The following is a 14,410-nucleotide window of genomic DNA, read 5'->3' as shown; positions in this document are numbered from 1 at the left end:
CCCCGCCCCGCCCTGGGGGAGCGGGACCAGCGCCTGCCCCCCGCCCCCCCCCCGCTGCCCCCCCCCCCGCCGCCGGTACGGCGGGGGTGCGGGGCACGGTGACAGCAGTGCCTGGAGTGGCCGGAGCCCGAGCTAGCCGGGGATCAGGCCGCCATCGCTGAGCATCTCGCGGACCTCTTCGAGGCCCGCGTCCGGCGGCGGCAGGATCAGCTCCGAGGGTTCGAGTGCCTCGTCCGGGAGCGGTTCGCCCAGTTCGCGCACCTTGTCGAGGAGAGCGTGGAGGGTACGGCGGAAGCCGGGGCCGTCGCCGTTCTCCATCTCCTCGAGCAGTTCGTCGTCCAGCTTGTTCAGCTCGGCGAAGTGGCTGTCGGCCAGCTTCACCTGCCCCTCCCCCATGATCCGTACGATCATGTCGCTCTCCTTCTGAAGTAAGTCCTTCTGAAGAGGTCCCGAGGCCTGGTGGGGCTTTCTACTGCTTGTCGAAGCGGGGGGTGTCCTGCGGCTGCTGCGCCTGGGTCTGGCCCCCGTTGCCACCCTCGATGGCCTGCTGATTCGGCGTGCTGCCGCCGGCCAGCTCGGCCTTCATCCGGGCGAGCTCCAGCTCCACGTCCGTACCGCCGGAGAGCCGGTCGAGCTCGGACTGGATGTCGTCGCGGGCCAGGCCCGAGGCGTCGTCCAGGGCGCCCGAGGCGAGCAGCTCGTCGATGGCGCCGGCGCGGGCCTGCAGCTGCGCCGTCTTGTCCTCGGCGCGCTGGATGGCGGTGCCGACATCGCTCATCTCCTCGGAGATGCCCGAGAAGGACTCCGCGATCCGGGTCTGCGCCTGGGCCGCGGTGTAGGTGGCCTTGATGGTCTCCTTCTTCGTACGGAAGGCATCGACCTTGGCCTGCAGGCGCTGGGCGGCGAGCGTGAGCTTCTCCTCCTCGCCCTGCAGCGTCTGGTGCTGCGTCTCCAGGTCCGTGACCTGCTGCTGCAGCGCGGCCCGGCGGGAGAGCGCCTCGCGCGCCAGGTCCTCACGGCCGAGCGCGAGCGCCTTGCGCCCCTGGTCCTCCAGCTTGGAGGACTGCGACTGCAGCTGGTTCAGCTGCAGTTCGAGGCGTTTGCGGCTGGTCGCCACATCGGCGACGCCGCGGCGCACCTTCTGCAGCAGCTCCAGCTGCTTCTGGTACGAGTAATCGAGGGTCTCGCGCGGGTCCTCGGCCCGGTCAAGGGCCTTGTTCGCCTTCGCGCGGAAGATCATCCCCATACGCTTCATGACACCGCTCATGGGCTTCGCGCGCCCCCTTCTTGACGGATCCAGCCGTTGTCCAGCTCCAGCACTGCGACAGAACCCAGCCTACGGGCCCTGCCTCCATTACCGCACTGTTCGTGTGCGGATGCGCTCCTCCCCAAGGACGAAGTACGGCCCCGCCCGCTCCGGCGTAGGGAGTAGGTGGCTCTCAGGGGAAGGCAAGGGACGTTTCCCGGAACCGCTCGCCCGCCCCCGGGCCGCCCTGTGCGGTACGACCCTGTACTTCCCGTTGCGCCCCTGTATTGACGTCCGGCGTTGTCGGATCGTTCCCCGGCGGGCTGTGGTCCATGCGCAAGACCCCGTACCCTTGGGTTTCGTGTTCGGTAGCCGCTCCAAGAATGAGAAGACCCCCGCCGCTCAGGCGCCGGTCGACTCCCAGACGCCCCGCGACCCGCAGGCTCCCAAGGGTCGCCCCACTCCCAAGCGCAGCCAGGCTCAGACGCAGCGCCGCAGCGTGGCCAATACGCCGTTGACCCGCAAGGACGCGGCCAAGCGCACGCGCGAGGCGCGCCGTGCGGACATGGCCAAGCAGCGCGCGGCCCTCGCCAGCGGTGACGAGCGGTACTTGCCGGCCCGTGACAAGGGTCCTGTGCGCAAGTTCGCCCGTGACTTCGTCGACTCGCGGTTCTGTATCGCGGAGTACTTCCTGCCGCTTGCCGTGATCATCCTGGTGCTCAGCATGCTGCGGAACGCGCAGCTGCAGAACATCGCGCTGCTGCCGTGGCTCGGTGTGATCCTGCTGATCATCATCGACTCGATCGGTATCGGCATCCGCCTGAAGAAGCAGCTCCGTGAGCGCTTCCCGGACGAGCCGAAGCGCGGCGCCGTCGCCTACGCCCTGATGCGTACCCTCCAGATGCGTCGCCTGCGCCTGCCCAAGCCGCAGGTCAAGCGCGGAGAGCGGCCCTGAGCGCGGAGTCGTTCACGGGGGGTGCGCAAAAGTGGCTCGAGCTCATGGGCGGACTGCGTGACGCGGTCCGCCAGGAGCTCGTGGCCCGGCAGCTCGACGAGCAGATAGCCCAGCACTTCGCCGTGGGCCGGCGGCTTCGGATCCTCGACGTCGGCATGGGCCAGGGCACCCAGGCCCTGCGCCTGGCCCGGGCCGGTCACCAGGTGACCGGTCTGGAGTCCGATCCGGCGATGCTGGTCGCCGCGCGTACGGCGCTCGACGAGGAGCCGGCCGGGATCCGCGAGCGGGTCCGGCTGCTCCAGGGCGACGGCCGCGACACCGGGGTGCATTTCCTGCCCGGCGCGTTCGACGTGGTGCTCTGCCATGGCGTGCTGATGTACGTCGAGGAGCCGGACGCGCTGCTCGCCGGTCTCGCGCGGATGCTGGCGCCCGGCGGACTGCTGTCCCTGCTCGTACGGAACGCGGACGCGCTCGCGATGCGGCCCGGCCTCGCCGGCCGGTGGGACACCGCGCTCGCGGCCTTCGACTCCCCCGTGTACGAGAACAGGCTCGGCCTGACCGTACGTGCGGACCGTCTCGCCACGCTCACCGCGTCGCTCGCCGGTATCGGTGCGCCGCTGCACGCCTGGTACGGCGTACGGGTGTTCACGGACCAGGCCGCGGACGGCACCGAGCCCCCGTCGGGCCAGGAGTTCGAGCGGCTGCTGCTCGCGGAGGAGCGGGCGGGGCGGACGGATCCGTACCGGCAGGTCGCCGCGCTCATGCATCTGTGTGGCGTACGGGGTTGACGCACCTTCGCGGTGTACGGGGCTGACGCTTCAACTCCTGACGCCCCGCCCTCCTGCCTCAAGCAGGAAGGCGGGGCGCTTTGCCATGTCCAGGCCGGCTACTTGTTCTCGTCACGCAGGGAGTCACCGACGCCCTTGGCCTTGTCGCGGAGGCGCTCCATGCCCTCCTTGGCCTTGCCTTTCGCCTGGTCCGCCTTGCCTTCGGCCTCCATGCGGTCATTGCCGGTGACCTTGCCGGTGACCTCCTTGGCCTTGCCCTTCGCCTTGTCCATAGCGCTGCTGTCGCCCATGACTGCTCCTCGCAGGATCGGGATGGGGGTCTCTGCCACGTTATGAGCGCCCTGCGGGGGCCGCATCCGAAGCAGTCACTGAGAGTGCCGGACGGACTGGGCGTGTCCCGGCGGCCGGGGGAACCCGCACAGAACTCAGCCGGTCCCCGCCACTCAGGCACCGGGGGTGTCCGCCGCGTCCTCTCGCATGTGAGCGACCCACAGCAGCCGGAGAAACTGCCCGCCCGTGAGACCTGGCGTGCCCTCTACCGGCATTTCCGTCCGCATCGCTGGATCGTGGCGCTCGGCGCGCTGCTCACCCTCGTCGGCGCCGTGACCGGTCTGGCCCAACCGCTGGCCGCCAAGGCGCTGGTGGACCGGCTCGGCGGGGACGGGTCGGTCGTCGGCGTACTGATCCTGCTCACCGTCCTGGTCGTCGCCGGTACCGCGATCGAGTCCGTGGGCGCGTACGTCCTGGAGCGGACCGCCGAGTCCGTGGTGCTCGCCGCACGGCGCACCCTGGTCGGGCGGATGCTGCGGCTGCGGATATCCGAGGTGGAGCGGACGCAGCCGGGCGATCTGATGTCCCGGGTCACCTCGGACACGACGCTTCTGCGCGCCGTCACCACCCAGTCCGTGGTCTCGGCGGTGTCCGGCGGGCTGACGTTCATCGCCACCATCGTCCTGATGGGCCTGATGGACGCGGTGCTGCTCGGCGTGACCATCGGTGTGATCGTGCTGATCGGCGGTGCCGTCACCTTCGTCATGCCGAAGATCTCGCAGGCCACCGCGCGTGCCCAGGAGGCGGTCGGGGCGATCTCCACCGCCCTGGAGCGGGCGTTCGGTGCCTTCCGTACGGTCAAGGCCTCCGGCGCCGAGCAGCGCGAGTCGGCAGCCGTCCAGGAGGCCGCGGAAGAGGCCTGGCGGCACGGGGTGCGGTCGGCCAAGTGGCAGGCGGTGGCGTGGAGTTCGGTGGGGCTCGCCGTGCAGGTGTCGTTCCTCGCGGTGCTCGGGATCGGCGGCGCGCGCGTCGCGTCCGGGACGATCTCCGTATCCACGCTCGTGGCCTTCCTGCTCTTCCTCTTCTACCTGATCGACCCGGTCTCGAGGCTCGTCGAGGCCGCCACGCAGTACCAGGTCGGCTCGGCCGCCATCGCACGGATCGTGCAGGCCGAGCGGATGGAGACCGAGGAGACCGGTGAGCCGTCCGCGCCCCGGGACACCACGCCCGCCTCGGTCGTCTTCGACGACGTGCGTTTCCGCTACCGCGACGAACTCCCGTATGTCCATCACGGCGTCAGCTTCGAGGTGCCGGGTCCGGGCATGACCGCCTTCGTCGGGCCGTCCGGCGCCGGCAAGACCACGGTGTTCGGGCTGATCGAGCGGTTCTACGAGGCGTCCGGCGGGCGGGTCCTCGTGGACGGCCGGGACGTACGTTCCTGGCCGCTGGCCGATCTTCGCGCGCAGATCGGTTACGTGGAGCAGGACGCCCCGGTCCTCGCGGGCACCCTGCGCGAGAACCTGCTGTTCGCGGCGCCGGAGGCCTCGGATGAGGAGATCCAGGACGTTCTCGTACGGGCACGCCTGGACGCCCTCGTGGAGCGGCTGCCCGAGGGCCTGGACTCGCTCGTCGGGCATCGCGGCTCGCAGCTCTCGGGCGGCGAGCGGCAGCGCGTGGCCATCGCGCGGGCGCTCCTGCGCAAGCCGCGGCTGCTGCTCCTCGACGAGGCCACCTCGCAGCTCGACGCGGTCAACGAGCTGGCGCTGCGCGATGTGGTCGCCGAGGTCTCCCGCGAAGTGACCGTCCTGGTCGTGGCGCACCGGCTGTCCACGGTGACGCTCGCCGACCGGATCGTGGTGATGGACGCGGGGCGGGTACGGGCGGTGGGGACGCATCGGGAGCTGGTGGCGTCCGATCCGCTGTACGGGGAGCTGGCCGCGACGCAGTTCCTCGCTTCCACGGCGTCGGGGGCCACCTGATCGGACCCGTACAGGAGGCCGAACGGGTGGCACGATGCCGACAATCCGGATATGAACCGAACTCGTACTCCTCGTTCGCTCCCCCGGATAGCCGTCCCCCTCACCGCCGCGCTCGGCGCCGCGGCCCCCCTTGCCGGCTGCCCGGGCTGGGGGTCCCCGGCGGCCGAGGCCGACTCGACCACGCAGGCCGCTGCCGTCGCCCGCAAGGACGGAGCCGCTCTGCAGGAGGACTACATCGAGGTGATCAAGGACGTGCTGCCGTCCGTCGTGCAGATCACCGCGGGGGACAGTCTCGGATCCGGCGTCGTGTACGACGACAAGGGCCATATCGTCACCAACGCGCATGTCGTCGGCGACACCAAGGCCTTCAAGGTCACCGCGGCGACCGGCGGCAAGGAGCTCGCGGCCAAGCTGGTCTCCAGCTATCCCGAGCAGGACCTCGCCGTGATCCAGCTGGAGAACCCGCCGAGCAACCTGAAGGCCGCGAAGCTCGGGGACTCCTCGAAGGTCGAGGTCGGCCAGATCGTCCTGGCGATGGGCTCGCCGCTCGGTCTGTCCTCCAGCGTGACGCAGGGCATCGTCTCGGCGACCGGCCGCACCGTCAGCGAGCCGCGCACCGGCGGCAGCCCGGGCGCCACGATCGGCAACATGGTGCAGACCTCGGCGGCCATCAACCCCGGCAACAGCGGCGGCGCGCTGGTCAACCTCGACGGCGAGGTCGTCGGCATCCCGACGCTCGCGGCGACCGACCCGGAGATGGGCGACAGCGCGGCGCCCGGTATCGGGTTCGCGATCCCGGCCTCGATGGTGCAGACGATCGCGGGACAGATCGTCAAGGACGGCGAGGTCACCGACTCCGGCCGGGCCGCGCTCGACATCTCGGGCCGTACCGTCCTCGGCGACGACTACAAGCCGGCGGGTGTCGCGGTGGTCGAGGCCGAGTCGGGCGGCGCCGCGGCCGACGCGGGGCTCGAGGCGGGCGATGTGATCACGCGCTTCGACGACCAGGACATCTCCACGATCACCTCCCTGTCGGAGGCGCTGGCGGCGAAGAAGCCGGGCGACAAGGTCTCGGTGACGTACGGCCGTGACGGCTCGCGCAAGACGGCCGAGGTCACGCTGGGCGAGATGTAAGGGCTGCGGGTGCGGGGGCGAGGGCCCCCGCACCCGCCCCGGTCTCAGGCCTCTGCCTTCTCCGTGCCCGTCTTCTCCGCGCCGGTCTTCTCCGTACCGGTGCCGGAGTCGGCCTCGGAGTCCGCGGCCGTCTCCGCGTGCAGGCTCATCGGCCCGTAGATCTTCGTCGTGTCCTCGAAGAGATGGACCTGGTCGGCCCCGCCGGCGAGCAGGTCCTTCCAGTACTCACCGATCCAGGACTCCGCGTCGCCCTGGGTGGTGAACTCGTCCGGCGCCACGGCCGGTTCGACCTCGGTGCCGTCGGACTTCTCGAACCGCCACAACCAAGCGCTCATGTCAGCCTCCAAAGAACCGGCTCAGCATCCGACCGCAGATGGCAAGGTGCCACCCAGCTGAAGTGCAGCCTATCCGGGCGCGCACGACCCATACCGACGCGGGAGGATCGCCTTGTGGAACTGACTCTGCTCGGCACCGGCGCCCCGGCCGGACTGCCCCGCCCCGACTGCCCCTGCGCGGCCTGCGCCGGCGCGCTCGGCGCGTACGCGCGCTCGGCGACCGCGGTGCTCGTGGACGGCGTACTGCTGCTCGACCTCACCCCGGGCGCCGCCTTCGCCGCGGCACGCTCCGGTCATTCACTGTCCGCGGTGCGGCAGGTGCTGCTCTCGCACCCCCACGACGGCCCGGCCGTCGAGCACCCGGCCGGACTGCCGCGTGCGGGGCGGGTGCCGGACGGCCGCGAGCTGGCGCTCCTCGACGGGCACCGGGTGCGCGCGATCGCGCTCGACCACCCGGGCACGGGATACGAGGTGACGAGCCCGGACGGCGGGTCGCTCCTCTACCTGCCGCCCGGCGCCTCGCCCGCCGGTGAGGTCGAGCGCCCGGAGCCGTACGACATGGTCCTGGCCGATGTCGTGGGCCGCCCTGACGCGCTGGCGAAGCTGCGGGCTAGCGGTGCGGTTGCGGCGACCACGGATGTGCTCGCCGTCCATCTCGACCATGACGCCCCGCCCGGGCCCGAGCTGCACCGCCGCCTCGCCGCCGCGGGCGCCCGCGCGGTGCCCGACGGTACGACGCTCGTGGTCGGCGAGTACCACGCCGTACCCGATCTGCCGCGTCGCACGCTGGTGCTCGGCGGTGCGCGTTCGGGCAAGTCCGTGGAGGCCGAGCGACGGCTCGAGTCCTTCCCCGAGGTCGTGTACGTGGCGACCGGCGGCGTACGCGACGGGGACTCGGACTGGGCCGACCGGATAAGGCTGCACCGCGAGCGCAGGCCGGGGTCTTGGCGGACCACGGAGACCTGCGATCTCGTCCCGCTGCTCGAAGCCGAGGGGCCGCCGCTGCTCATCGACTGTCTCTCGCTGTGGCTGACCGACGCGATGGACAAGGTCGAGGCCTGGGACGACGCGAAGTGGGCCGCGGGCGGCGACCGTGCGCTGCGCGAGCAGACGGCCCAACTGGTGGGTGCGGTACGGCAGTCGGCACGTACCGTCGTCGCCGTGTCGAACGAGGTGGGCTCCGGGGTCGTGCCCGCGACCGCTTCGGGCCGGCGGTTCCGCGATGAACTCGGCCGTCTCAACGCGGCGTTCGCGGGCGAGTGCGAGCACGTGCTCCTCGTGGTAGCGGGTCAGGCGCTGGTGCTGCGGGGCTGAGCCCGGGCGACGTGGCGGCGCCGTGCGGCTCATCCGGGCGGGTACGGCGCCGCTCCGCCCGTGAGTGTCGCCTTGCCGCCCGCGCGCGGGTGGCGTGGTCTGTCGGGCATGACCGAGACCCTCGCACCGCAGACCGCCCGGGTACGCCCCGCACTCGACGGCGTACCGGAGACCTTGTTGTGGACGCTGTGGAACCGGGCCTGCGAGGCCCGCCGTCCCGATGCCGTCCTGCACGACCCGCTCGCCATCCGCCTCGTCGACACCCTCGACTACCCCTTCGAGGAGAAGCTCGGCCCGCCGCATCCGCTGTTCGCGCAGACCCAGGGGCTGCGCTCGCTCTGCTTCGACCGGTCGGTCGCCAACTACACGGCGCGCAGGCCCGACGCGACCGTGGTCGCGCTCGGCGAGGGTCTGGAGACCAGCTTCTGGCGCGTGGACAACGGGCGCCTGAACTGGCTGAGCGTGGAGCTCCCGGAAGGCGCCGAGCTGCGCGGCCGGCTGCTTCCCGAGCACCCGCGGCACCGGATCATCCCGAAGTCCGTGACGGATCTGAGCTGGCTGGACGCGATCGAGGATCCCTCGCGCGGGGTGATCGTGACGGCGCAGGGCCTGCTGATGTATCTCAAGCCCGCGGAGGTACGGGAGATCCTCGCCGCGTGCGCCGAGCGGCTGCCGGGCGGGGTGATGGTCCTGGACTCGATGCCGCGCTGGGTCACCAAGCTGACCCGCGAGGGGAAGCTGAAGATCGGCAAGCTGACGATCCCGCCGATGCACTGGTCGATGGCCCCGGACGAGCGCGCCAAGCTGCACTCGGCCCATCCGTCGATCGCCGAGGTGCGCGCGGTGCGGCTGCCACCGGGACGCGGGGCGCTGGGCAAGCTGGTCCAGCACCAGTACCGCATCCCGGTGTACCGCTCGTTCGCACCGGCGGTGACGCTGGTGCGGTTCAAGTAGCCGTACGCCTCAGGGCGTTCAGTTCTTGCGGGCCACGACCCGGTAGGCGTTGGAGAAGCCGGTGCGGCGCAGGAGGGGGGCCAGCGCCCGGTCGAGGAAGTGCAGGACCGGGAAGAACGGCACGCCCAGGGTGAAGAACAGCTTGCACAGCCGGGTGCCGTTGCGGCCCGGCTTCTTGCTGAGCCACGGCTCGTTGCGGAAGGGCAGGAAGCGCAGGAGCATCAGGCCGAAAGCGCCGAGCATGTCGAAGGGGATATGGGGTTCGCGGCGGTCGACGGCGACCACGGTGAAGCCCATGTCGCGCAGCGCCCGGTTGAGGTTGCCGATGCTCACGAAGTGCAGGTGCTGCGGCTGGAACCACGGCACCCAGTACGTGCCGAGCAGCTTGGCGAAGTGCGACTCGGGGTCCGGCACCTCGATCATGAGGTGCCCGCCGGAGCGCAGCACCTTGCGCGCCGCTTCGAGTTCGGCCCGCTGGTCGACGGTGTGCTCCAGGACGTGGAACATGCTCACCGCGTCGTACCGGCCGGCCAGCGTCTCGGCGTGCTCGGGCAGAAAGCCCTGGTACGCGTGCTCGATGCGGCCGCTCTCCTTGGCCTTGAGGACGTTGGCGCCGACGTCGAGTCCGTCGAAGACCGTGTCGGGCAGCACCTTCTTGGCGCCCGCGCAGAACTCGCCGGCCGCCGTGCCGACGTCGAGCCAGCGGCCGGGCCGCAGATGCGTGAGCATCGCCTTGGCGCGGTCCACGTGCCGCTGGCCGGTGTCGCCGCCGGCGCTGTCGAACGCGGCGCCGAGCTCCTTCTCGAAGAGGCCCTCGTAGAAGTCCCGGTAGTAGAAGTCCAGACCGGCCTTGCTCAGCTGCGGGTTCTGGAAGATGTGGCGGCAGTCCGCGCACTGGTCGAGGACGAAGGTGCCGGGCTTGGCCTGCAGGTAGTCCGCGGTCTTCAGGCGCACCTTGAGCCGCTTGGACTCGCACCACGGGCAGGTCTCGCGCCGGTCCTCGAAGAGCCGGTCCATGCCCAGGGCCAGTTCGGCCTGGTAGGCGGGCCGCAGCGCCGCGACACGCGCGTCACGCTCGGCCCGGTGCTGCTCGACGGTCTCGGTCTCGGAGGTGGTTGCCATGCTCTGTCTCCCTTGCGAACTCAAGCGGTTACGGTCAGCGCCGGTCCACGGCGAACTTCTCCAGCTGGGTGGCCGCGGCTGCCGCCCCGCCCGCCGCGCGGAAGGAGGCCCCGATCGCGCGGGCCGCCTCCCGGTACTGCGTCTCTTCCAGTACGGCGTCGAGGGCCGCCCCGATCTGCCGGCGCCCGCTGCGCCCGAACCGCACCCGCACCCCCGCGCCGGCCGCGGTGACCTGTGCGGCGACCAGGGGCTGGTCGTCGCGGATGGGGGCGACGACCAGCGGGACGCCGTGCCACAGGGACTCGGCGACGGTGTTGTGCCCGGCGTGGCTGATGACCGCCGACGCCCTTTCCAGGAGGGCGAGTTGGGGGATGTGCGGCAGGACGAGCACATCGGTGTCGGACTCCGCCGTCAGGACGCCGCCCGGGTCGGCGATCACCGCCTGGATCCGCCGGCCCCGTTCCCGTACGGCCGCGGCGCACTCCGCGAGGAAGCGCGCGCCGACATCCGTGTTGGCGGTGCCGAGCGAGACGAGGACGGTCGAACGGTCCTCGTCTAGCCACTGCCAGGGGAAGTCCCCGGCGGGCCTGCGGGTGAGCGCGGGGCCGACGAAGCGCACCTCGTCGCCGTACGCGCCGTCCCCCGCGAGTTCCGGTGTGGTGAAGGCGAGGACGAGGTCCGGCGAGCAGCGCGGGTCGTGCGTACGGGCCGGATCGCCGATACGGTCGCGCAGCTCCGATACGAGCGAGGCGACCCACTCGCCGATCTTCGGCATCCCGTCGAGGGCGTCGCTGAACTCGGCGGAGGTGGTGGAGGAGGTGACGTAGGGGATGCCGAGCCGTTCGGCGACCAGAGCGCCCGCCAGGGTCTGCTGGTCGGACACGATGACGTCGGGGCCGAACTCCCGTACCGCCCGCTCCACTCCGGGCGCCATGGCGTCGGCGAGCGGCACGAAGAACTCCTGCCACAGGAACTGCAGGGCGGCCGCACCCCGCAGCTCGGCCGGCCGCTCGAGGAACCCGGGGATCTCGCACGGAAAGACCTCGGCCTCCGGGCCCGCCAGCTCCTCGACGAACCGCGGGAGTCCGGCCCACGCCACCCGGTGCCCACGCCCGGCGAGTTCGGCGGCGACGCTGACGGTCGGGTTGACGTGGCCGACGAGCGGCGGCACCACGAAGAGGAAGCGGCTCATGGCGCGGGCACCCCTGCTTCCAGCAGCTCTTTGTGTCCCTCGCGCACCCAGTCGAGCAGCAGCGGGCCGACCGTCTCCGGCGTGCCGACCAGGACCGAGTGCCCGTGGCCGTGCACGGTGTGGGTGCGGCAGCGCGGCAGCAGTCCGCGCAGCCAGTCGGCCATGACGGCGAGGTCCGAGTTCGCCCCGTACACCGCGAGGACCGGCACGTCGAGGCCGCGCCAGGCCGCCTCGTCGGGGATCCGGCTCGCGGCGATGTCCTCGGCGATCGAAGTGCCGTGAAGGAGCCGCATCGACCAGCGCACGAGCCGCGCCTCGTGGCGTCCGTAGGTCTCCTCGATCCACGGCAGGGTGCGCTCGTCGTGCAGCTGGTACGCGGAGCCGGCGAGCAGTCCGCTCATCTTCCGCGCCCAGGCGTCGGTGGGCGGCTCGGACTCCACCATCAGGACGCTCGCGACGCGGCCCGGGTGGTGCAGGGCGTAGTCGAGGGCGACCGTGCCGCCGAAGGAGTTGCCGACGAGGTGGACGGGCCCGGTGACGCCCAACTCGTCGAGCAGCAGGGCGAGATCGCCGGAGAAGTCCTCGATGCCGTAGCCGCGCGGCGGCCGTGCGCTGCGGCCGTGACCGCGCTGGTCGTACATCACGACGTCATAGCCCGCGGCGGCGAACTCGGGGGCCACGGTGAAGTAGTAGCTCGTCAGGTTGTCCGTGGCGATGCCGTGTACCAGGACCACCGTCTCCCGGCCGCCCTCGCCGAGGCGCTCCACGTTGAACCGCAGGTCACCCGCGTCGAGACGGGTCATCGCAGGCGCCCCACGATGTAGTCGGCGAGCTGTCCGACGGTGAGGCCGATGATCTCGGAGAGTTCGAGCGAGGCGAACCAGGCCGGGAAGTCGACCCGGTCGCCGTAGCGTCCGCGCAGTTCCGAGGTGAGGGTCACCAGGTCGATCGACTCCAGGTCGAGGTCCTCCACGAAGCGGGTCTCGCGGGTGATCGGGGCGTCCTCGAACTCCAGGTCGTCGAGTACGGCACGCAGGGCGCCGCCGATCTCGGCGAGCACGGCCTCTTCGTCGACGGTGGCGGGGCTGGTCATGTCGTGTGCTCCTCGGGGGCGTTGGCTTCGGGGGCTGGGGGGCTGTCTTCGAGCCCTTGTCGGGACGCGGACGGGGGCTCGACGACAGCCTCTGAGGACTCGGTCCAGGCGACGATGTAGCTGCGGGCGGGCAGGCCCGGCGGGTTGGCGGCGGTGGTGAGCCGTACGCGGTGGATGGCGCCCGACGGAGTACGGACCCGCAGCGCGTCCGGCCCGTCGGCGGCGGCCTCGAAGTCCCGCGGGCGGCCCTGGATCCCGGTGCCCTCGGCCTTCGCCGCGGCCTCCTTGGCGGACCAGATCCGGGTGAGTGCCTCGGGGTCCGCGCCGAGCTCCTGGTACAGGCCGTGTTCGCCGGCGCCGAGCACCGCGTCGACGGTGGCCGGGGGCCGCTCGGTGATCTCCTCGATGTCGATCCCGACCGGCCCCTTCGGCCGTACGAGGGCGACGGCCGCCTCCTGGCAGTGCGCCAACGAGACGTTCAGCTGCGGCAGTTGGCGACCGTGCACCCCGTACGCGTACGGGCGTCCGCTCGGCTCGTTCGCGATCCGCACCTCGCCGGGGAAGACGGAGCCTTCGCCGCCGGCCCACAGCAGACGGCGCACGGCGTCCTTGGCGGCGATCCGGCCGAGCAGCCACTGGCGTTTGCCGCGCGGGGGGTGCTGGGCGAAGGCGGTGCGTTCGTCGCCGACGAGCTGGTTGCGCATCATCAGCTCGCGTGAGGCGGGGTCGGGCCAGTACTCGAAGACGAGCTGCCAGCCGCCGCTCTGCTCGGCGGAGAGGGTGCTGCGCTCGGGGAACCGTTTGACCTCGTCGGTCTCGGGCGGCGAGTCGAAGCGGCGGTCCTGCCAGCCGTGGATCTCGGCCCAGACCTGCCCGTCGTGGACGAGCTGGACGTCGGCTTCGAGGACGGTCTCGGTGAGCGCGGTGATCCGGATGTGGCAGTCGAGCCGCGTGCCCGGCTCGGGGTGCGGGCCGAAGAAGCGGGCCTGCTTGATCCCGACCGGGAAGACCACGGTGCGGTCGGTGTGGGTGGCCATCAGCCAGTAGCCGAGCAGCTGGCCGACGTTGTCGAGCAGGGCGCCGGGCGCGGGCGGGGTGGTCAGCACACCGCGTACGTGCCGGTCGCCGAGCGCGAGGATCTCGCTGACACCTCGGAACAGCGGGCCGTGGAACATCCAGCGCTCGTCGTACATCTCCTGAGCGGAGGTGGTGGGCCGGCGCTCCTCGGCGGGCGGGCCCCAGGCGCTCGGGGGCGTCCCGTGCTCCCCGGTCTCCAGCGTGGCCCGTGCGTGCCGGCCGAAGGCGACGGCGTACCGGCCGGGCGACTCGGCGACGGCTTCGATGACGACGTCCTGCGCGGGCTCGGCGACGGCCCACTCCAGGAAGCGCGCGTCTCGTACGGCTCTCAGGGGCGCGCCGGTCTTCGGCAGCGCGTCCGCCATCAGCTGGATCAGGGTGGTGGCGGGGACGATCGGCCAACGGTCGGCGACATCGGGCCAGTCGGGGCGCTGGCGGAAGAAGCAGTGGTCGGTGAGGTACGGGAGGGTGGCGAGGGAGATGGTGAAGGGGGTGCGGGTGGCGGGCGGTGCGGCCGGACCGCCCAAGGCGCGGGCTGCCGTGTCCTGCCCGCCGGACTCGGCAGGCCCACCGGAGGCGCGGGTGGCGTGCGGGATCGGGTGGGCGGGGCGGGGCGGGGCGGCTGGCGTGCCTGGGGTGGCCGCGATGCCCGGGCGTGCTCCGGCCCGGGGGCGTGCATCGGCCGGAGGGCGGACGTCGGTCGCGGGGCGGACGTCGGCCGCCAGGTCGGGCGGGGCGGAGGCGGTCGAAGGGGCGGCGGCGCGAACGGGTGTGGATGCGGGTGCGGCCGCGGCTGCCGCGAGCACCGCCGTGGCGGTCTCGGCGGATTCGTCGAGCAGGGCCTGGAGGTCGCCCGCGAGGGGCGACTGACTGAGGGCGGCGGGCAGTTCGGGGCGGCGGCCCGCCCCGGGCATCGCGGGGCGGGGCTCTGGGCGCGCCCCCCCCCCCCCC

Annotated in this window: 15 protein-coding genes; 6 read left to right on the top strand and 9 right to left on the bottom strand. The window is 72.0% G+C overall.

The window, feature by feature from the left end; genetic code table 11:
* Positions 1-132 precede the first annotated feature (132 nt).
* Together JAO81_RS15390 and JAO81_RS15385 are read right to left on the bottom strand one after the other, a co-directional pair.
* The gene (locus JAO81_RS15390; RefSeq protein WP_199548418.1) at positions 133-411 is read right to left on the bottom strand and encodes a hypothetical protein; all 279 of its coding nucleotides are present in this window, start codon (positions 409-411) and stop codon (positions 133-135) included.
* Between the two features lie 58 nt (positions 412-469).
* Complete coding sequence (locus JAO81_RS15385; protein ID WP_199548417.1) at positions 470-1,267, bottom strand: PspA/IM30 family protein; 798 nt, start codon at positions 1,265-1,267, stop codon at positions 470-472.
* 340 nt (positions 1,268-1,607) lie between these two features.
* Between JAO81_RS15385 and JAO81_RS15380 the strand changes: the two genes are divergently transcribed.
* Positions 1,608-2,201 (top strand): DUF3043 domain-containing protein, encoded by a 594-nt coding sequence (locus JAO81_RS15380; protein WP_307813396.1) that lies wholly within the window; start codon positions 1,608-1,610, stop codon positions 2,199-2,201.
* Positions 2,202-2,245: 44 nt separating this feature from the next.
* Positions 2,246-2,989, top strand: a complete 744-nt coding sequence (locus JAO81_RS15375) for a bifunctional 2-polyprenyl-6-hydroxyphenol methylase/3-demethylubiquinol 3-O-methyltransferase UbiG (RefSeq protein ID WP_199548415.1) — start codon at positions 2,246-2,248, stop codon at positions 2,987-2,989.
* Positions 2,990-3,087: 98 nt separating this feature from the next.
* Here the strand turns inward: JAO81_RS15375 and JAO81_RS15370 are convergent, their stop codons facing one another.
* Entirely contained in the window at positions 3,088-3,279 is a 192-nt protein-coding gene (locus tag JAO81_RS15370; RefSeq protein WP_199548414.1) for a CsbD family protein, read from the bottom strand.
* A gap of 42 nt (positions 3,280-3,321) precedes the next feature.
* On the opposite strand from JAO81_RS15370, the gene JAO81_RS15365 reads away from it, so the two are divergent.
* Complete coding sequence (locus tag JAO81_RS15365) at positions 3,322-5,238, top strand: ABC transporter ATP-binding protein (protein WP_199548413.1); 1,917 nt, start codon at positions 3,322-3,324, stop codon at positions 5,236-5,238.
* A gap of 51 nt (positions 5,239-5,289) precedes the next feature.
* Positions 5,290-6,372 carry a S1C family serine protease gene (locus JAO81_RS15360; protein ID WP_199548412.1) on the top strand — a complete coding sequence of 361 codons (1,083 nt, stop codon included), beginning with the start codon at positions 5,290-5,292 and terminating at the stop codon, positions 6,370-6,372.
* Between the two features lie 44 nt (positions 6,373-6,416).
* On the opposite strand, the gene JAO81_RS15355 is transcribed toward JAO81_RS15360, so the two are convergent.
* Positions 6,417-6,707 (bottom strand): hypothetical protein, encoded by a 291-nt coding sequence (locus tag JAO81_RS15355; RefSeq protein WP_199548411.1) that lies wholly within the window; start codon positions 6,705-6,707, stop codon positions 6,417-6,419.
* A gap of 114 nt (positions 6,708-6,821) precedes the next feature.
* On the opposite strand from JAO81_RS15355, the gene JAO81_RS15350 reads away from it, so the two are divergent.
* Both JAO81_RS15350 and JAO81_RS15345 read left to right on the top strand, forming a co-directional pair.
* Entirely contained in the window at positions 6,822-8,021 is a 1,200-nt protein-coding gene (locus JAO81_RS15350; RefSeq protein ID WP_199548410.1) for a bifunctional adenosylcobinamide kinase/adenosylcobinamide-phosphate guanylyltransferase, read from the top strand.
* Between the two features lie 108 nt (positions 8,022-8,129).
* On the top strand, positions 8,130-8,975 hold the full coding sequence (locus tag JAO81_RS15345) for a class I SAM-dependent methyltransferase (protein ID WP_199548409.1): 846 nt from the start codon (positions 8,130-8,132) through the stop codon (positions 8,973-8,975).
* Positions 8,976-8,993: 18 nt separating this feature from the next.
* Here the strand turns inward: JAO81_RS15345 and JAO81_RS15340 are convergent, their stop codons facing one another.
* The 5 genes from JAO81_RS15340 to JAO81_RS15320 all read right to left on the bottom strand — a co-directional run.
* Positions 8,994-10,097 carry a class I SAM-dependent methyltransferase gene (locus tag JAO81_RS15340; protein ID WP_199548408.1) on the bottom strand — a complete coding sequence of 368 codons (1,104 nt, stop codon included), beginning with the start codon at positions 10,095-10,097 and terminating at the stop codon, positions 8,994-8,996.
* 34 nt (positions 10,098-10,131) lie between these two features.
* A complete protein-coding gene (locus JAO81_RS15335) occupies positions 10,132-11,289 on the bottom strand; it encodes a glycosyltransferase (RefSeq protein WP_199548407.1) in 1,158 nt (385 codons plus the stop codon).
* Positions 11,286-12,092: an alpha/beta fold hydrolase gene (locus JAO81_RS15330; protein WP_199548406.1), complete on the bottom strand. Its 807-nt coding sequence runs from the start codon at positions 12,090-12,092 to the stop codon at positions 11,286-11,288. Before JAO81_RS15330 ends, JAO81_RS15335 begins: the two co-directional genes overlap by 4 nt.
* Positions 12,089-12,382: an acyl carrier protein gene (locus tag JAO81_RS15325; protein WP_165335470.1), complete on the bottom strand. Its 294-nt coding sequence runs from the start codon at positions 12,380-12,382 to the stop codon at positions 12,089-12,091. Before JAO81_RS15325 ends, JAO81_RS15330 begins: the two co-directional genes overlap by 4 nt.
* The coding region (locus JAO81_RS15320; protein ID WP_233415405.1) for a 4'-phosphopantetheinyl transferase superfamily protein at positions 12,379-14,410 on the bottom strand (2,032 nt) is incomplete at its 5' end. The genes JAO81_RS15320 and JAO81_RS15325, both read right to left, overlap by 4 nt.

Origin of the sequence: Streptomyces sp. N35, from assembly GCF_016464295.1 — a bacterium.
Classification (GTDB): domain Bacteria; phylum Actinomycetota; class Actinomycetes; order Streptomycetales; family Streptomycetaceae; genus Streptomyces.
The sequence above is the reverse complement of the archived record's forward strand: the minus strand, read 5'-3'. Positions and strand labels throughout refer to the sequence as shown.